18 protein-coding genes are annotated in these 19870 nt (G+C 39.1%); 3 read left to right on the top strand and 15 right to left on the bottom strand.

The genetic code is table 11. The features are described from left to right. Positions 1–4 precede the first annotated feature (4 nt). A complete protein-coding gene (locus tag H0184_RS08870; protein ID WP_221823545.1) occupies positions 5–802 on the bottom strand; it encodes a serine/threonine protein kinase in 798 nt (265 codons plus the stop codon). 357 nt (positions 803–1159) lie between these two features. Then, entirely contained in the window at positions 1160–1333 is a 174-nt protein-coding gene (locus H0184_RS08865; protein WP_024029256.1) for a YozD family protein, read from the bottom strand. Between the two features lie 180 nt (positions 1334–1513). On the opposite strand from H0184_RS08865, the gene H0184_RS08860 reads away from it, so the two are divergent. Then, on the top strand, positions 1514–1681 hold the full coding sequence (locus H0184_RS08860) for a hypothetical protein (RefSeq protein ID WP_221823543.1): 168 nt from the start codon (positions 1514–1516) through the stop codon (positions 1679–1681). A gap of 3 nt (positions 1682–1684) precedes the next feature. Here H0184_RS08860 and H0184_RS08855 read toward each other — a convergent pair whose 3' ends face one another. Both H0184_RS08855 and H0184_RS08850 read right to left on the bottom strand, forming a co-directional pair. Further along, entirely contained in the window at positions 1685–2395 is a 711-nt protein-coding gene (locus tag H0184_RS08855; RefSeq protein ID WP_221823541.1) for a hypothetical protein, read from the bottom strand. 128 nt (positions 2396–2523) lie between these two features. Then, a complete protein-coding gene (locus tag H0184_RS08850) occupies positions 2524–2745 on the bottom strand; it encodes a YozE family protein (RefSeq protein ID WP_313771740.1) in 222 nt (73 codons plus the stop codon). Between the two features lie 174 nt (positions 2746–2919). Between H0184_RS08850 and H0184_RS08845 the strand changes: the two genes are divergently transcribed. Next, entirely contained in the window at positions 2920–4023 is a 1104-nt protein-coding gene (locus H0184_RS08845) for an AI-2E family transporter (protein WP_221823537.1), read from the top strand. Between the two features lie 34 nt (positions 4024–4057). Here the strand turns inward: H0184_RS08845 and H0184_RS08840 are convergent, their stop codons facing one another. From H0184_RS08840 to H0184_RS08795, 10 genes are all read right to left on the bottom strand, one after another. Next, positions 4058–4339 carry a YokU family protein gene (locus H0184_RS08840; RefSeq protein WP_221823957.1) on the bottom strand — a complete coding sequence of 94 codons (282 nt, stop codon included), beginning with the start codon at positions 4337–4339 and terminating at the stop codon, positions 4058–4060. Positions 4340–4348: 9 nt separating this feature from the next. Next, positions 4349–5785: a lysine 2,3-aminomutase gene (gene kamA, locus H0184_RS08835; RefSeq protein ID WP_221823535.1), complete on the bottom strand. Its 1437-nt coding sequence runs from the start codon at positions 5783–5785 to the stop codon at positions 4349–4351. A 163-nt stretch (positions 5786–5948) separates the two neighbouring features. Further along, positions 5949–7334, bottom strand: a complete 1386-nt coding sequence (locus tag H0184_RS08830) for a sigma-54 interaction domain-containing protein (protein WP_221823533.1) — start codon at positions 7332–7334, stop codon at positions 5949–5951. A gap of 52 nt (positions 7335–7386) precedes the next feature. Further along, a complete protein-coding gene (ablB, locus tag H0184_RS08825) occupies positions 7387–8241 on the bottom strand; it encodes a putative beta-lysine N-acetyltransferase (RefSeq protein ID WP_221823531.1) in 855 nt (284 codons plus the stop codon). A 61-nt stretch (positions 8242–8302) separates the two neighbouring features. Then, positions 8303–9724, bottom strand: a complete 1422-nt coding sequence (locus H0184_RS08820) for an aldehyde dehydrogenase family protein (RefSeq protein ID WP_221823529.1) — start codon at positions 9722–9724, stop codon at positions 8303–8305. A gap of 71 nt (positions 9725–9795) precedes the next feature. After that, a complete protein-coding gene (locus H0184_RS08815; protein ID WP_221823527.1) occupies positions 9796–11064 on the bottom strand; it encodes a peptidase in 1269 nt (422 codons plus the stop codon). Positions 11065–11098: 34 nt separating this feature from the next. Further along, complete coding sequence (locus H0184_RS08810) at positions 11099–11764, bottom strand: 3-oxoacid CoA-transferase subunit B (RefSeq protein WP_221823525.1); 666 nt, start codon at positions 11762–11764, stop codon at positions 11099–11101. Further along, positions 11749–12441 carry a CoA transferase subunit A gene (locus tag H0184_RS08805; RefSeq protein WP_221823523.1) on the bottom strand — a complete coding sequence of 231 codons (693 nt, stop codon included), beginning with the start codon at positions 12439–12441 and terminating at the stop codon, positions 11749–11751. Before H0184_RS08805 ends, H0184_RS08810 begins: the two co-directional genes overlap by 16 nt. Beyond that, positions 12442–13788 (bottom strand): aspartate aminotransferase family protein, encoded by a 1347-nt coding sequence (locus H0184_RS08800; RefSeq protein ID WP_221823954.1) that lies wholly within the window; start codon positions 13786–13788, stop codon positions 12442–12444. It lies immediately after the preceding gene. 101 nt (positions 13789–13889) lie between these two features. Beyond that, on the bottom strand, positions 13890–17840 hold the full coding sequence (locus H0184_RS08795) for a tetratricopeptide repeat protein (protein ID WP_221823521.1): 3951 nt from the start codon (positions 17838–17840) through the stop codon (positions 13890–13892). 141 nt (positions 17841–17981) lie between these two features. On the opposite strand from H0184_RS08795, the gene H0184_RS08790 reads away from it, so the two are divergent. Beyond that, positions 17982–19346 (top strand): TrkH family potassium uptake protein, encoded by a 1365-nt coding sequence (locus tag H0184_RS08790; protein WP_221823519.1) that lies wholly within the window; start codon positions 17982–17984, stop codon positions 19344–19346. 31 nt (positions 19347–19377) lie between these two features. Here H0184_RS08790 and H0184_RS08785 read toward each other — a convergent pair. Continuing rightward, the coding region (locus H0184_RS08785; RefSeq protein ID WP_463674755.1) for a S66 peptidase family protein at positions 19378–19870 on the bottom strand (493 nt) is incomplete at its 5' end.

Raw genomic sequence — 19870 nt, 5'->3', positions numbered from 1 at the left:
CTCCCTATACCTCAATAATTTTTTGGATATCTTTTCTAATTTGTGCACAGCTCTCATAACAGTCTTCAATTTGTAAAAGCCTGCTGATGATAATCTTCGCATAATATGAAATGTCCAATTCCTCTTCCCAGCTGCTTTCCTTTTTCTTATTTGGAAAAGAAAAATTGGAATAAAGTAAAAACAACAAGAAATGACCAAGACCATAAAAATCTGCTTGGGGATTAACCTCTTTCCGTAAATGCCGTTTCCGAGATTTACCCGGCCCTGACTCTCCATTACGTTTCCTTGCCAGCCCTAAATCTATTAGCACAATCTCAGAACCATTCTTAATTACATTTGGGATTCGAATATCTCTATGAATAAGCTGCTGTTCATGTAAATAGTGAATGTGCTCTAGTAATTGATTAGCGATTCTAAAAGCTTCTATTTCCGAATATCTTTGGCCATCATGAAAGATTAGCTGTTCGAAATTCTTACCTTCAATATGCTGCATCGTATAGAATGGAATATTTTTATGTATTCCATCTTCATAATAACGAGGAAACCCCGGATGCTCTATGTGCTGAAGCAGGTCCTTTTCAAGCTCGAAATCACTTTTACCTGACTTAGAAATTCTTTTATGGATGCGTAAGGCTTTTAATACTTTCTTTTGTTGTGAAACTTGGTCAAATACTAAGTAACTATTTCCGTAGCTTCCCACGCCTAGATGATTCATAACCTGGTAGCGCTCTGAAATGATTTCATGCTGCTTAAGAGGTCTTTCCATGATGCTTGATGCAAACAAAGTCATTCTTTTAAACATATAAGTATTTAACTACTATAAAAGCTCGAAAAGGAACTTCCGCTTTTATGCTTCTTTTTATAGTGGTGATGTCCTAAGTGCTTATGTTTGTTGTGGTTCATTTTCTTCCATGCATTACTAGAATGTGAATATTTTTTTGATGATGAAGTTTACTTCCAAGAATTGATTTTAAAATCTTTTTGAGCATTCATCATTCCTCCTCGCTTCACTATTCTTAATACGGTGAAGAAATAGTAAAGTTTCACCAATTAATGAAAAAAAGCAAAAAAATATCACAAACAAAAAGCGAGCAAGATTAAATGCTCGTCTTTCGTCACTGCTTATTAAAAAGATGAATAAAGTCTTATGAGATTTTACTCATTCATCTTCTACTTCTTCGTCGATAATACTTTTCTCGATGAGATACTCGAAGGTGATATCAGCGATTTCTTCCAATTCTTCTTCAGAAGGAACGTATCCTCTTTTTACCAGCTCATGAAAGAAAAATTCAGCAATTTCTTCCGTATCAATAAAAACTTCAATTTCCCGCAAGCAATCGCCCCCTTTACACAGAATGTATGATGAATTCTGCTTATTCATGCTATTTACTTCTAGAAGAATCGGTAAATAATCTGCAGCTTAAACATGGAGAACAAAATAAAAGATTAAATATGTCTTTTTTTCTTTGGACAAGCATAGGATGAATAAAAAGAACTAAGATGAGGTGTTAGTATGTCAAATCTACAAGCGAAATTTGAAGCTATTCTTGATGACGTGAATCAGGAGGATGGATTAATCATCACTGCCTATGAGAAGATTTTGGACAGCTTATTTTTTCTTATTAAATGGGGCGGGATTCCTTTGGTTATTTATTTATTACTGTCCATTTCTTGGTGGTAGAAGCTAGACATGGCTTTTACCATCATCATTTACGACACTTTTCAATTTTCTTAGAATGACACGCATTACTTGATAGTACTCCTGGTCATAGAACATGTTATATAAAATTTTGTAATCATTAAAGATATCTAATAGATTATCTATTAACTGTTTCTTTTCCTTTTTCCGCTCGATTTCTTCAAGTTCTGCTTTTCTTACAATGTTTTTTTGTGTTTTTGAAATTGCCACCTGATGCTTCTCTTCGTTGTTTACTAAGTAAAGGAGTCCTAACTTTTGAATAAACGTGTCTGCACTCTCTGCATCAGCTACGAGTGTCATTTCCTCTTCCCCTGCTTCCAGCCATTCTCCATCACTAATCCTCGAAAGTTCATAGATTACATCTTCCCATGCATCTTCCTTGTAACGCCAAATCTCTGTTCGAAACCCGACAATTTTAAATAAATCCGAGCCATAACCAGCAACCTGAACCAAATCTCCGAAAAAAAATTTATATTCAATATCTATTTGTTCTTGTTCCACTAACGTTCCTTCGTATTCTGAAAGAAGCTGTAGTCCTGATTCAACAAAAAGACCATCACTTTCGTTCACTTCGTATACGTAGTTCCCGTCAAGCCACTTGACATCTGTTACCTTGCCAACAGTACCATACATCGTTATCACGACCGTATCACCGACCTTATATTTCGGTATATTCCTTCTTTTCATATCCTCCATCCTCTCAATGATGAGTCGTGAATTTTAATTACCATAGTATATGCATCAACCAATATAAGCGCGCACATTGAGGAAAAAGAAAAATCGCCTCTTTTTGCTCGAGACGATTTAATGGAATTTACACATATTCAATTACTTTCCGATAGGATATAAAGCTCCCAGGCTTCATCAAATATTGTCATTGACTCTAGGTAGTGACCATTAAATTCTAAGTATGAACTGAGTTCATGGTAGTCTTCAGAGGTTTTTGGAAAGCTATGATCTAAAAAAGCCTCATTTGCAAACACACTGATGGCATCCTTTGGTTCGGGGTGACGATATTTCATTAGAAAGTGATAAAATGATTTAATCATATATTGCACCTTTCTTTTAATGGTAGGTAAAATATTGTTAAAAATACTATAACTGACGTATGCACCTACGTCCAGAGACTTATTTGAAAACCGGACTAAAGAATGTTGGTATAAAATACATAAAGTTGATATAATTTTACCAAATATATTTTAGAAACAGAGGTACATAAATTGGCAAAGAACAAATTTCAATACTGGTTAATTCAAATCTTGTTAATTTTAACCATCATTTGGGTTTCCACCAAGATCTCCTTCTTGTTTGAACCTATCGGTATCTTTTTCTCAACCATCTTTTTCCCCATTTTGATTACAGGATTTCTTTATTTTTTACTTAACCCAGTCGTTAATTTCCTTCAGCGTCACAAGGTTCCTAGAATACTGGCCATCATCATTATTTATGTCGTGTTTATTCTGATTTGTGTTCTTGCCATTGGAAATTTAATACCTGCTATTACTAAACAATTTACAGCTCTTGCTAACGAGCTCCCCGTATATGCAGACAAAACGATGCAGTTTTTTGATAATGTTATGAAATCATCCCAATTTAAATGGGTAATGGACGAGCAAAAGGATATTCTCGAGACGGTACAGGAAAGGCTCCTGGAATTTGCAAATACCTTGCCTAACACGATTACTGGCAGCATAACAAATATTCTCGGTGTGATTACAAATATTGCGATTATTCTTGTAACCGTTCCTTTTTTATTATTCTATATGTTTAAAGATGGACACAGGTTTCCTACAGCGATTTCTAAATTCCTTCCTACAGCATATAGAGAAGAAGGATTGTCCATTTTGAAGGAAACTGGTGAAACACTTTCGGCCTATATTCAGGGTCAAGTTACCGTTGCTTTAGCGGTTGGAACACTCGCATTTATCGGCTATTTAATTATTGATCTGCCATTTGCACTCGTCATGGCCTTAATCGTAGCTTTTACCAATATTATTCCTTATATTGGACCAATTCTTGGAGGAGCACCCGCCGTCATCGTTGCACTATTTGATTCTCCTACCAAAGCCTTTTTAGTTGTGGTGGTGATTCTAATTGCCCAACAAATTGAGGGCAATGTGTTATCACCGCTCATTCTTGGTAAGAGCTTAGACACCCACCCAGCAACCATTATCATTATATTGCTGGCTGCTGGAAATTTGGCAGGAGTTTTAGGAATGGTCCTGGCGATTCCTTTTTACGCAGTCATGAAGACCATTGTTTTAAACCTAGTGAAATTTCTGCGAGCGAGGAAAAACGCTGCAAGTCAAATACAAACAGAATAACAAACAACCCCTATCGGCTGATAGGGGTTGTTTGTTATGAGGTAAAATCAAAATAGTTCCTTTTTAAGAGTCGCGGCTGTGCCATTAACTCTTCATACATGATGCTTTTACCTATTTTCTTCGTATCAATTAAAAATAGTTGGTCTTCAATGGATTTAGTTGTTTCATCTGTTTGATAAACCATATTACACTCATCACAAACTACTGCAGGGGTATCAATAATTTGAATGGCTCTTGTGCCGTCCGGCAGCTCCCAATAGACAGTATTCTTTCCATTTTTGGCCTGGTTTTCGCACCATTCACACACTATTTCCATACTCATCCCCTATTCCTCCGCTTTCGAGTTCTTCGTATCAGAATCTTTATTCTCAGTAAGCGTTGGTTTATTTTGCAGTGCCTGGAATTTCTTTTCCTTCAGTTCATCTCGCTTGCTTCGTTTATCCTTCAATGAGGAATGGTTTGGATTTTGATTGTATTCTTTTCTGCGATTTAATCTCGTCAAACCCTCAGGAACCAAATTGAAATGCTGGTCATTCATGATACCCGCAATTCCAACATTTGAAACTTTGTCTTCCATATCTGGGTAAACCTCTTTAAAATATCCCTCAGCAGTTCCAGGCTTATAATTTTCTGGTTCTGGATACGAGGTAATCACACCTTCAAAGTTTCTAAGAACAACCTTTTCTGGACTTTGTGAAATTAAGTAATTCGGCTGAAGTGAAATCTTCCCGCCACCTCCAGGACCGTCGAGCACAAAAGTTGGCACCGCATAGCCGCTCGTATGTCCACGCAAACCTTCAATAATTTCAAGCCCCTTAGAAACGGGTGCCCGGAAATGCCCTATTCCTTCAGATAAATCACATTGATAAATATAATATGGACGAACACGGATTTTCACGAGGTCATGCATCAGCTTTTTCATAATTGGTACACTGTCGTTAATTCCAGCTAAGATGACCGATTGATTCCCAACCGGGACTCCTGAATTAGCAAGCATTTCACAAGCCCTTTTGGATTCCTCCGTTATTTCAATCGATGTATTAAAATGAGTGTTTAACCAAATTGGGTGATACTTTTTTAAGATGCTGCAAAGGTTTTCGGTAATCCTTTGCGGGAATACTACCGGTGCCCTTGTTCCAATTCGAATAATTTCAACATGGTCTATTTCACGAAGGTTTTTCAAGATATACTCAAGAATCGTATCATTTATGAGCAGGCCATCTCCGCCAGAAATTAACACATCCCGTACTTGAGGTGTTTGCCGGATATAATTAATGGCTGCGTCCAGCTGTTTCTTAGGAACACCCATCCCAATTTGTCCTGAGAATCGTCTTCTCGTACAGTAACGACAGTACATCGAGCATTGATTGGTAACCAGAAATAGAACACGATCTGGGTAACGGTGCGTCAAACCAGCTACAGGTGAATCTTCATCCTCAAATAACGGATCTTCTAAATCATATTTCGTTTTATGGATTTCTTTAGATATTGGAACAGACTGCATTCGTATCGGGCAGCGTGGGTCATCAGGGTTCATAAGTGAAGCATAATAAGGTGTAATATTTAATGGAATCGTTTTTGTTGAGATTCTAACCCCTTCTTCTTCGTCTGGAGTTAAGTTAATTACCTTTTTTAAATCCTCTAGTGTTCGAATCGTGTTTGTCAGCTGCCATAGCCAATCATTCCATTGTTCCTCAGTTACATCTTTCCATAGCTCTATATCTTTCCAGTGCCTATTCGGCTTATATAAAGACTGTTTCATGTAAATTTCCTCCTTGCCCTGTTTTACTAAGACATTTTTCACTAAGGCATTCTTCTCTTAAGATAATATGCAAGAATTATGCCAACGCACTTAGTCCGGGAAAGGTTTCTTTTAAAACGTTTTCAGAAAATGAAACACAAAAAAACCGCCGATATTTCGGCAGCTATTCTCTTATTTTTTTAATTTTATATTGCAAGGTTTGCCTTGGTATCTCCAATAACTTGGCCGCTTGATTAATGTTGCCTTCTGACAAATGGAGGGCAGTGTCAATCAGCTGCCTTTCTAATTCTTCTACGTTTTTCCTAAGGGAGAGTTCATTGTTTGCTTTTTCAATTGGTACTGCCTGCTGTTTCATCATGATTGGCAAGTCTTCCATTTGAAGGAACACTCCCTCTCCCACATTCATCATGTATTCAATCGTATGCTTCAGTTCACGAACATTTCCTGGCCAGGCATGACTCATAAAGAATCTCTTTAAATCATGGTCTAGCCCTTTTATATCCTTATGCAATTTCTTATTGAAAAATTGAATAAAATATTCTGCCAAAAATAGAATATCCCCTTTTCGTTCTCTAAGAGGCAGCAGCGAAAAAGTAAACACATTCAAACGGTAATAAAGGTCTGATCGGAGCTTTTGATTTTGAAGGGCAACATTCGGATGAACATTCATTGCTGCAATCACACGGACATCAACCGAACTATTCTGTGCGCTTCCGACTCTTCTAATCATGCCATCTTCTAACACCCGTAACAGTTTAGCCTGGAGCTCAATGGGCATCGTATGAAGTTCATCTAGAAACAATGTTCCGCCATCTGCCAGCTCAAATAACCCTTTTCGTTCAACTGCACCAGTATAACTCCCTTTTGCTGTACCGAATAGAATACTTTCTAGCAGCGTTTCAGGAATGGCTGCACAGTTCTGTGCAATGAACGGACCCTCTCCGCGAAGGGATGCATGATGAATACCTTGCACAAACAATTCCTTCCCTGTACCGCTTTCTCCGTAAACAAGAATGGGAGAATGAGTTTTTGCCAGTTTTCTTGCTTCGTCCTTCAAGCTCTGAAATGTGTGATTAACAGTCTTTAAGTCATCTAACGTATATTTGACGTTTTGAGCAGTTTTTTTCTTATTGTTTTTATTTACATTCTTTTGTAAATCTAATAAACTTTCCGCCAACTGCTTCATCCGTGAGTAATCCTTGGCAATTTCAACAGCACCAATAATCTCATTATCTACAAAAATAGGAAGTGTCGTATTGATCGTATCAATTCTTGCTCCATGGATATTCACATATACCTGCGTCTGATTGTATATGGGTTTACCGCTTTTAATCACCTTGAGAAGGGTGCTCGAATTCTCTGTTAAGGAGGGAAAAACGTCAAAAAGGTGTTTTCCTTGTACTTCCTTAATGTCCATTCCATCGTGCCTCGCAGCAACCTCATTATAAAAAATGGTTTTACCTTCTGTATTAACCACATGGATTCCTTCATCAATACTTTTCAATATCGCTGATAGAACTTCTTGTGTTAATGCGGTTAATTGAGCCATTGCTTCACCCCCTTATTTAGGTGCCGAAAATTCGTCACCTAAAGCCGAAATATTAGCAGGTTGCCAGATTCTTTACCCACATATTCATATTCTCTAGCTTGTCATATATATAGCAATTATTCATCAATCGACCGCGATACTTATAGCCGAGCTGAAATAAAACCGCATTCATTCCAAACGATAAACTTCTTGCAATTGAATAGGCACAGAATATCCCCTGCCTTTTTAATTCACCCTCCAACTCTCGGAGAATAATTTTCATTAATCCATATTTTCGGTGCTCTGTTAAGGTTGCACAATCCGTTAACTCTGCATTTTTATAAAAAGCATTTACCTCAGCGGATGCTGCACTTACAATCTTCCCTTGGTAAAAGTAAACGTAATAGATTGTCCCTTCCTTCATCGTCTTTTTCACATATTCCGGATCATGTAAGGGTGTAGGGTAGATTTGAAACACTTGGCGATATAATCCAGAAAGCTCCTCTGCACATGCTTCATTAGCTTTTTTTAATTCATATTCCTTTGGAGGACGGGATTTATCGATGGAGGTATCTAGTTGATAAATGCTGTGAACCATTCCATCCTCAGTTACCCAATGATTATTTTTCTTTCGTTCCACAGAATAAAACTTAGAAAAGAAGTGAGCATCAGAACCGAGAAAATAGCGATCCACAACGGCCTCAGGCTGAAAGCCCTGTTCATATAGGTGTAAAAAATCCTCTGAGCGCGCCTTCATAATTAACTTCTCGGCTTGGTGTATGGCGGCCAGCTCTTCTGCTTTTTCGATAAGCAGATTTGTATTGCCGCGATAATCGTCAATTCGAATCCTTTTATTAAATGGGTCAAGATAAACTTCTATAGAGTAATTACTTTCTTCAATATGAATGGTGGAAGCACTTTGATTCATCTGTATACTCCTTCCCAATTGTGAAAAAAAGTCTGACTGGAATATCAGCCAGACTTTTCTTCTACTCTGTTTTAAAGCTAATCAGCTTTAGTTCTGTCATTTCCTCAACCGCATATTTGATGCCTTCCCGCCCCATTCCGCTCATTTTCACTCCGCCATAGGGCATTTGATCAACACGGAAGGTAGGGATTTCATTTATCATGACACCGCCGACTTCAAGCTTCTTGGCTGCTTTTAGTGCTTTATGGATATCATTCGTAAAGATGCCAGCTTGCAAACCGTACTTAGAATCATTTACTAGGTTGATAGCCTCATCCATTTCAGTAAATCTATTAATAGATACAACAGGTGCAAATACTTCTTCACAGCTTACCTTTTCGCTGGAAGGAACATTCATTAATACGGTTGGCTGAAAGATTCCGTCTTCAGCTCTTCCTCCCACTCTCAATTGGGCTCCATTATTGAGTGCTTCACCTACCCACTCTTTCGTTCGCTGTACATCGCCACGAGAAATCATTGCGGAAATATCGGTATCTTCTTCTAATGGATTACCAACTTTCAAATTCTTCGTTTCACTTACAAATTTCTCAACAAAACCTTCAAAAATGTTCTCATGAACATAAATTCTTTGAATGGATATACAAACCTGTCCCTGGTAGGCAAAGGCTCCGTTCACGATCCTAGGAATTACACTATCTAGGACAACACCATCGTCAACAATTAGCGCTGAATTCGATCCCAGTTCAAGTGTTACCCGCTTTAGCCCAGAATGTTCACGTATATAACTTCCTACCTCTGGACTTCCCGTAAAGGTAATCATTTTTATCCGATTATCCTTCATTAATACGTCCCCAATTTTATTGCCACTGCCTGTAATAACATTTAGTGCTCCAGCCGGTAATCCTGCGGAGTGAAAGTATTCCGCGATCTTGTATGCTGATAACGGAGTTTGACTTGCAGGTTTTAGGACAACGCTGTTGCCTGCTGCGATGGCTGGACCCACTTTATGGGCAACTAGATTCATAGGAAAATTAAATGGGGTAATCGCGGCAATGACACCTAATGGTTCTCGAATCGTAAAAGCAAGCCTGCCCTGCCCTCCAGGCGCCCCGTCCATCGGCACAGTCTCACCATGGATTCTTCTTGCTTCATGTGCAGCAAAGGTATATGTCATTATAGTTCGGTCCACTTCTGCTCGTGCTGCCTTTAGCGGTTTTGCCGCCTCCACTGCAATTAACTCAGCACATTCTTCACGCTCAGTCTTGAGAAGATGAGCAACTTTTTCGAGTATTTCTGCTCGTTCATATGCAGGCATTTCAGCCATTTTGGCCTTAGCTTGATATGCCGCATTAACAGCTGACAGCACATCCTCTTGGCTGGCACTACCAATATGAGCCAGGAGCTCCAAGTTGTACGGGTTTTTTAGTTCCATATAGGAAGAAGCATTTTTAAATTCTCCGTCTATCCAAAGATCCTTCTTCATCACTTTCCCTCCAAACTGTATAAAGTCCTATATTACTATTGTAACAAATTATACTAAAACGGAGGGATTTCTCATTCGCTGACTTCACACCATTTTAATAGGGTTAGAGCAATAATTTTACTTGCTGCAAACAGGTCCTCCAACAGGATATGTTCATTCGCGTCATGTGCCGCAGCTGTTATCCCTGGCCCGAATACCACAACAGGTGTATTTCCAATGGTTGATAGGATTCCGCCATCTGTTCCCCACGGGCTTGCCTCAATAACCGGTTGTTGTCCCTTTACTTCTACAAAGCTTTCAGAAAGAGTCTTCATTAAGGGATGGTCCACTTCAAGATTTCCTGGAAGCCACCTTCCCCCAAACCATTCAATCTCTAAAGGATTCTCTTGAAACCACTCATCTTTTTCATTGAGTTCATTAATCACAGCAGTCATTTCCCCTTGAGCTGCAAAAATTGTTTCTTCCGGTGATACGCCCATTCTCCCCTCAATCACAGCTAAATCTGGAACAGATGACGGCCATTCACCACTTTTTATTTTTCCAATATTAATCGGAATTGGGATCGGAATACTATTAAATAGAGGATCGGTGATTTTAATATTGCGATTCTTTTCTAATTCCTGCAGCTTTTGAATCACCAATATCGCTTTTTCGATGGCACTTACGCCTTCATATCTTGTGCCGCCATGGGCAGCCCTGCCCCTAACGGTAACTCTAAACCACATGGAGCCCTGCTGTTTTGGAAAAATTTTCATACCAGTTGGTTCTGGGATAATGGCACCGTCAGCTTTATAGCCTCTTAAAACGGCAGCCAATGTTCCGGCACCTCCGCTTTCTTCTTCTATAACACTCTGAAAAATAATATCTCCTTTAAGCTTAATACCGGTTGAAATAATCGCCTCAATGGCCATAATCAACGCTGCTGTTCCGCCCTTCATATCTGTGCTTCCTCGTCCATATAGCTTTCCACACTCAATATGCCCGCTAAACGGATCATGTTCCCAGTTTTTCTCATCACCGACAGGAACCACATCAATATGTCCGTTTAAAATGATAGATTTTCCGCCGCCAGTCCCTTTTAACACAGCAACGACATTTGGATTTCCATCGAAGCTTTCCCGATCACAGCAGAACGCCTCGTGCTGGATGAGTTCATTGCGGTCAATTTCCCAAATATCAAGCTGCAGCCCCAATTGCCGGCATTTCTCAATAATAACAGCCTGTGCACTGCTTTCGTTTCCTCTTATACTATTTTCTTGGACAAGAATTTGTAGAAATCTCGTCCCCCTGGCGCGATTATCCTTCAGCCATTGTTTGATGGTTTCTTCATGATTGGTCAACAGTTTCACTCCTTCTTTTAGAGAATGGGTGAGATTAATAGGAGATCTTACGGATTACATCACTGACTGTAAACTCACATTCTGTCTTGTCTGCTACCTGTTGTATGTCATAGGGGGGGAACAATTCGGTTAACACTAACCCTTTAGGTGTCACCTTGAAAACAGCTAATTCTGTGATGATTATATCAACGCAAGCTTTAGAGGTTAGCGGTAACGTACAGGACGTAACAATCTTTGGGTTACCTGCTTTATCACAATGATTCATTAATACAATTACTTTTCTTGCTTTCTGTGCGAGTTCCATTGCACCGCCCATCCCAGGTACTTTCTTACCTGGAACAATCCAGTTAGCCAAATCACCTTGCTGGCTAACTTGAAGGGAGCCTAAAATTGTAATATCCACACGCCCTCTGCGAATCATTCCAAAAGAAATGGCACTATCACAGTAAGAACCACCTTGGTTTAAAGTGACTGGAAAACCGCCGGCATTACATAAATTCTCATCTTCCATTCCTTTTTCTGGGCTTGGTCCCATACCTGTAATTCCATTTTCAGCATGGAACATCACTAACATGTTTTTCGGTAAGTGATTGGGAACTAAAGAAGGGATACCAATTCCAAGATTTACAACCATTCCATTACGAATTTCTTCTGCAGCTCTTCTAGCGATTGTATTACGAAAGTCTATTCCCAAGCCCATTTCCAGTTCACTCCCTTCGAAGGGATAATATGATCTACGAACACTCCAGGGGTAATAATTTCATCCGGATTAAGGCTTCCCAACGGTACAATTTCCTCTACCTCTGCAATCGTAATATCTCCCGCCATTGCAACAAGCGGGTTCGTATTCCGTGCGCTTTTGTCATAAATTAAATTTCCATAGGGGTCTGCTTTTTTGGCATATACTATTGATACATCTGCGGTTAAGGCTGTTTCAATTAAGTAGTCCTTACCACCCAGGAGAAAATGAGGTTTGTTTTTTGCAACGAGTTCATTATCCATACCGATATCACTGAGAATTGCTGGAAGTCCGACTCCACCAGCACGTATTCTTTCCGCTAAAATCCCTTGCGGCGAAAACTCGACCTCTAGCTTCCCTTCATGCATGAGTTTTCCTGCAATAGGATTAGAACCAATATGTGAGGCAATTACCTTAATTGCCCTTTCCTGACTAACTAATTTACCAATCCCGATATGTGGAAAGCCAGTATCATTTCCAATTAGCGTCAGATTTCTAATCCCTTTTTCGAGGATTCCGTCAATTAGAGCTGGCGGAGAGCCGACACCGCCAAACCCCCCAAACATCAACGTCATACCATTATCAAAAGCCTCCATTACCTTTTCTAAGGATGTTATTTTTCCAAATGGATTTTCCATCTAATCACCACCATTTTTCAAATGCTTTGCAAAAGCCTTAAAGGCCGCATGCAGGAGGGAAACCAGTTCATCTATTTCAGTATTGGTAATGGTTAATGGCGGTGAGATAATGATGGAGTCACCATTGACTCCATCTATTCCAGCACCTGCCGGGTAAATCAGCAGCCCTTTGTCTTTTGCAAGAGAAATCATTTTTTGGGTCACTTGTGCCTCTCTTGGAAATGGTGCTTTGGTTGCTGTTTTCTCAACAAACTCAATTCCCAACAATAGCCCTTTCCCGCGGATATCACCGATAAAGGAATACTGATTCTTTAATTTCAGGAGCATATTCATTAAATAATCACCCTTTGATTCTACTTCACTGACAATCTTATTTTTTTCCAAATACTCTAGTACAGCTAGGGATACAGCACAGGATTGCGGGTTTGCACTTAAGGTATGTCCGCTCATCACCACTTTTGACCCTGCTAATATTGGCTCAATTACCTTCTCACTTGCAAGTGCTGCAGCAATCGGAGCATAGCCTGCGCCCATTCCTTTTCCCAAAGCCACTATATCGGGAATAACATCATATTGTTCCATCGCCAGCATTGAACCTGTTCGGCCAAAACCAGTCATCACCTCATCTGCTATCAACAGGATGTCATGATCATCACAGATTTTTTTTATAGTTTTAAAATAATCCTTCGGTGGAGCAATTGCCCCTCCGGCAGCACCGATGACAGGTTCTGCGATAAAGGCTGCAATATGATTGGCACCAATTCGTTTTATGGCATGTTCGAGTTCCTGCGCACAAAGATAGCCGCAGGAAGGGGCTTCAAGGCTGTAAGGGCAGCGATAACAATAGGGAGGATTGATCACTGGAAAATCCTCTAACAACGGAACAAAACGCGCTCTTCTGCCTGTGTGACCGGATAAGGAGAGTGCACCTAATGTAATACCATGATAGCTAACCCATCTAGATAGCACCTTTGTTTTCGTTTGGATACCCTTTTCCTGCCAATATTGAATCGCCATTTTCATTGCGGTTTCAACTGCCTCCGAACCGCTATTAACAAAAAAGCACCAATTGAGGTCAGCTGGTGTAAGTGCGGCGATTTTCTCTGCCAGCTTTTCTGCACTTTCACTGGTAAATTGCGAGCGATATACAAACGAAACTCTTTTCGCCTGTTCCTGCATCGCTTCTAGAATTTCGGATACTCCGTGGCCAATATTTGCGGTGACAGCGCCTGAAGCACCATCAAGGTATTTTTTTCCTTCCTTATCATACAAATAAATCCCTTTTCCATAGTCAATCATTGGCAAGGTTTCATCGAGTAATGGTTTAATTAAATACGATCGTTCCACCACCGCAGCACTTCCCCTTTTAGTTCATTGTATGAGTGAGGTTTTTAATACTTTCTTCTTTTTATAGGGAGAAAAAAACAGACACGTTCTGCGCGTCTGTTTTAGTTACTAAGCACCATTGACTTTGCTAAATGCTGATTGGTCAATTCAAGCTCATTTCTAATGTCGGAGTCGTATGGATGATATTCCTTACCTTTCTCAAGTACTTCCTTTGCTCCATAATATCTGCCTTGTTCATTGAACAGACGTCCTAAACGTAAATGGACGTTAGGTTCAAAAGGATTTTCTTCAATAATATTCAACATCATTTCTTCGGCTGCACGCCTTTCTCCCATTTCACAATGAGTCAATGCAGCCAAATAGCGAAGATGGTAATCCTCTGGATCGTTGTTTACTTGACGTTCAAATAGAGGCAGTGCTGAAAGATAATCTCCCTCATGCAGGTAATTCATTCCCAACTGATAGGCAAGGCGTTCATCATATTGTTTCTTCAAGGCTTTTTGCAGAATCTTTATAGCTTCCTCAGATAATTCAAATTCCTCATAAAACTTAGCAAAATGACTTACAGCCGATAAATTGTTTTCATCTAATTTTATCGACATCTCATATAGCTCAATGATGGAACCAAATAAGTTAATTTGCTGGGTACGGTTTTTTAGTCTCGTAACAAAACGACCAAACACATTCCCTTCCTCTTCGTTGTTCCAATTCCTATCCATTGTGAACTGTTTTGCGGCCTCAGCTGCTAATAAAAATCTTGTGCTTCTAACCTTCTCATTCCCATTGAGTTTTGTTAAGAAGTTCGGAAGTCTTGACCATTTATTTCCCTCAACACTATAAGAGATGAGTGTTCTATATAACTCCACATTTTCAGAATCCTTATTTAAAAGCAAGGTAAGAATGGAGCGTGCTTTCTTCCACTTTTTAATTTTAATAAAAATCTTAGCCTGATGATGAAGTAACTCTGATAAGTCGGGATTCAACTGAAGAGCAGCATGTACCTTTTCTTGTTCTAACTGCTGTTCACCCAGAGCACCATAGGCATACGCTTGTGAATCGAGTTTCCAAATTTCATTCACACTCTTTGGTAATGATAGAATCGTAGTCAGTAACTTTTTCAGTTCTTCTTCATCCAAAATCGAAACTAAATACTCAATATTAACACTTACAGGAGCAATTTCTAGTAACCGCAGAAGGTATCGTGCTTCTTCCTCGTAATTTTCACTAAATGATGCTATTTCAGCAAGCCTTGTATATGCAGGCTCAATGGCTGGATCAATCTCAATGCATGTTTTATATGCATTTGCTGCAAGCTCAAAGATTTCAAGCTTAAAGTAAACTTCACCTTGTCGATAATAAGGAAAAGAATCTTCCCTTACCTCTAGAGCAGTTTTGTAGCATTCCAATGCATAAGCAAATTGCTGGTTTTCCTCATACAATGTTCCTTGATAGCATTTGAACTCAATTAAATTAGGATTATGAATAAACCTTTGATTTAGATACTCAAGGGCACGATGCACGAATGGGGTATCCTGTACTATTTTTATATACAGCTCTAATGCTTCATGGAAATTTGTGTAAATATTATTGATTCCACTTTCTATCAGCTCTATGGATTCTTCTAATAACTGATCATTCTCTTCTTCCGCTGCCCATTCAGCCAACATATGGCCGCTATTAATCAAGTATTCACTATCCCTATTAAATCTGGCTGAATTTGTTTTAAGAAATTCAACTGCCTTAACTTTATTTTCCTGCGCTAGAATTTCTGCCATACCAATATAAGCAAATCCTTCTTCAGGAAATAGTTCGATACATTCTTGATAACAGTTCTTACACTTATCCAGTTCCTCATGTTCCCGGTAGAAATCTCCAAGTCGTATCAAGAGTTGAGGGGAATCTGCTGTATGCAAACCTGATTGTAAAATTTCTTCTGCTTTTTTAGGTTCCCCCAGCTCATAATCATAAAGGTCGGCAGCAGCAAGAACCGCAAAAGGGACATCGTCTTCTAATTTGACCGCCACTAAATATCCGCGCAGCGCCTTCCTAATTTTCCCCAGCCTTTGATCAAGGCGCGCACGTTCATACCATGCATGACCATCCGCAGGCTCTTCCCGTATCAGCTTGTCATAAATCCCTCGGGCTTCCTCGTACTCCTGCTTTTCAATTAACACAGCTGCGTGATTGAGGTTAACAAAACGTTCTCTAGGTGCAAGTTTCATACTGATAGAAGAGAAATACTCTGCGTTCTTTATATCCTCTGAGTAAAGATAGGCAAGAGCAAGATAGCTCCATGTATAGTATTGATCTGGATCAAGCTGTAAAGAATTCTTAAAATATGAGATTGCCTCTTTCATTTCATCAAAATAAAGGGCAATTCTTCCATTGAGAAAGTGAAAGAGTGGAGAAAGGGTTTTACTTTCAGTATGTTTAAGCTGCTCCCTGGCCTTTTCCATCTTATGGAGACGCATATAAGCTTGAGCCACATGCAGGTTCATAAAGTCATTTTTCGGATAGAGCTCCAACAGTTTATCAGCACATTGAAAAATGAAATCGCTATACTCCTCAAAGGAGAAATGTTTGACTACATAAATGGCCGAGTAAGGAACATCGGCGTTAGCTTTTAAGAACTCGAAAAACTCATTTTTGTAACCAGCTTCATCTTCTTCGAGCTTTTCTCCTAACCACTGCAATCTGCGGAAATAATCATCCTCAGCTTTAGATAAAAAGTGCAGCTCATGGGCTCTTTCCTTTGGAACGCACACAATGGACATATAACCCGTTGAGACATTGGCCTTTTCCAAATCATTAGCAGATACATACATTTTGTCCAGAAGATTAGGCTCTTGTATATGATAAAAATCAAACACACTGTCATACCCATTCATGACTTGAACATGAGAAGAATGCTCAAAATCAACACTTAACAGAATCGGGATATTCTTCTTCAAAAGTTGTTGATACAGCTCTTTCTTACCAATAAAATAACGGCATTCAAATCCGATGTTTTCAAGATAATCAACGGTAGTCGACAGCTTCGAACCGGTAAAATCAAATATATGAGAGGCGATTTCATCCTGGGTAATGTCCATTCCATAAAACTTAAGGATCATCTCCAAGCTTGCTGGCACGCAATAGTTACTTTTTTGAATAATCGGCTTGATTTTCAGCTTAATACATTCACCCTGATCATTTTTAACAGTAAATAAGGACTTCTCTTTAACCTCATTAGCTAAAAGTTCAAATTCTCCTAATCGGTAATAAGCTGTTTTAGTTAAATGTCGAAAATATTTATGATAAGCATGCTCTGGAATTTTCTCATTCAATTCCTGAATCACTTCAAGCATTTCAGTCATTTTGCCGAGGTCACGATATCGTTTCACTTTTTCTAACATGAAGGAAGGTGATTCAGGGTAAAGCTTCTCCCCCTTCTCAACAAGGTCCAGAGCCTCTTCCATTTGACCATTACAAGCTTTTAAATCAGCTAGCAGCAGATAACAAATCCGTCCGTTTTCGGGATCTGTGAGGCCTTGTTTAAAGTATTCCTCCGCCTTCTCCCTATTTCCGGTTTGCATATATACATAACCAAGTTTGTCATATATTGGACTTGAGGAATCCTTCACCTTTTCCAGAAGCTCTTCCGCTTCATTAAATAACTTCATTTCTAACAAACAACGAATCTTGCAAAAATATAGTCGTTCGCCCTCTTCACCTTCCTGAAATTGGTTTTCAGCAATCACAGCAGAGATAAGCTCATCGGCTTCTAACAGCTTTCCATTATCAAGCAGTTCCTCACAATACCAAGAGGTCGTTAAAATGCAAGGAAATCGGCGGTATGCATAGCGAGCAATAAAAGAACTAAAATGAAACATCAAAAAATGGTCAGTCAATCGAATCAATATCTGAAATTCCTCGGCAGACTTTATTTTATTAAGCTCCTGTTTGAATTCAGTGTAGCGCAGCGTATTTATACGGTGTATCTCCTGATTTATGATATCTAAAGCTTGGTTATATTTTTTCTGGTCATATAAGGATTTCAGCTTTGTAATCATATCTATAGTCCCCCAGGCATCCTTTGTCCTAATAACTCTAGCATATAGAAAAATGTCAGAAAATTCTAGTAGGAAAACTATCTTTTACTTTTAAGTGCGGTTATTATAGAATACACTTAGATTTGCATAAGGAAGGATCAAATGAACATAACAAAAAAGTACTCTCTTAAAAAGAAAGAATTATCAACGATCCAATTAATCGTGATTTTTTATCTATCTGCACTAATCATTTCTACTTTAATATTGAAAATACCACTTGCTCATCACGAAAATGTTTCACTAAGTCTAATCGATGCCCTATTCACCTCTGCAAGCGCCATAAGTGTAACGGGCTTAAGTGTAATACCCATCAAAGATACGTTTAATAACTTCGGTATATTTCTGTTATGTATCGTCCTCCAATTAGGCGGATTAGGGGTTATGTCGCTTAGTACCTTCGTCTGGATCATGATTGGAAAAAAGGTAGGATTAAAGGAAAGACAGCTTATCATGGTCGACCAAAACCAGTCTAATTTATCAGGACTGGTTCAGCTGGCAAAACGAATTTTTATCACCATTATTTCTTTTGAGCTGATTGGCGGCATTATCTTGGGCTTTCGGTTTATGAAGTACTTTGAAAGTCCCTTAACGGCATTTAAACATGGCTTATTTGGCTCCATTAGCGCTACCACCAATGCCGGATTTGATATTACAGGTGAATCACTTAACCCTTTTAGTCAAGATTACTTTATTCAAAGTATTATCATACTATTGATGATCGTTGGTGCAATCGGCTTTCCCGTGATTGTCGAAATTTACGAATATTTTTTAAGTATAAAAAGTAAGAAAAGATATCATTTCACGCTATTTACAAAATTAACAACTGCTACTTTTGTTATCTTGAGCACTCTTGGTACCCTGATAATCTATTTACTTGATAGCCGCTACTATTTTGCTGATCGATCCTGGCATGAATCCTTTTTTTACTCCTTGTTCCATTCCATCACAACGAAGAGTGCAGGACTGGCAACGCTGGATATTAATGAATTCACACCAAGCAATCAGCTCTTTATTTCGATTTTAATGTTTATCGGCGGCTCGCCGAGCAGTGCCAGCGGCGGTATTCGAACCACTACCTTTGCCATTGTCTTACTTGCGATTTTCTTTTATGCACAAGGAAAAAGTTCCATTAAAATCTTTAGAAGAGAACTACATAGCGAGGATGTATTAAAATCGTTTATTGTCATTTCAACTGCAGCCATCCTTTGTTTTGTCTCGATTCTTGTACTATCGATTACGGAGAAAGGCACCGTGCTTCAGGTCATTTTTGAAGTATCATCTGCCTTCGGAACGAATGGATTATCATTGGGATTAACACCGATGCTGACTACCTTCGGAAAAATTTTAATCATCCTGTTGATGTTTATCGGTAGAGTGGGGATTGTAACTTTCTTACTTATATTACGAAGAAAAGACAATAGCCAGGAAAAAATACATTATCCAAAAGAAAAGGTTACCATCGGATAAATGCATAGGGGGGATTGAATCCCCCCTTTTGTTATGCATTGATAACAATTGTTGTATCGGAGCCTTTACCGGACATCGCTGCGTTTATACCCATTGGGATTGTCGCAATAGGCTGAACATGTCCGAAATTAACATTCGCGATTACCGGGATATTTTTTAATTCCTCCTTTGTTGCGATGACCCTCTTTATTGCGGCCTCTGTTACATTTGAATCTTTCTGAAACCTGCCAATAAGGATTCCTCTAATCCTGTTTGCGTCAGGCAGTTGAAGCAGTGATTGAAGCACATGGTCAAAGGAATGAATATGAGCTTCCTCATCTTCCTCGATAAAAAGAATAGCATCCTTTAAAGAAGGCATATAAGGTGTTCCCTGTAATAAATGCAGGGTACTTAAATTACCGCCAATCAGGTTTCCTTCCGCTTCCCCTTCATTTATGACCAAATAGTTTTTCTGTTCAATAAAGGTCCGTTCCTCCTGATCCAGATACCATTGATAAAGTCCATATAATTGTGTAAAAAGAAAG

It is taken from the genome of Neobacillus niacini (assembly GCF_019749295.1).
Classification (GTDB): Bacteria; Bacillota; Bacilli; order Bacillales; family Cytobacillaceae; genus Neobacillus; species Neobacillus niacini_D.
This window is presented reverse-complemented; position numbering and strand designations above follow the sequence as displayed.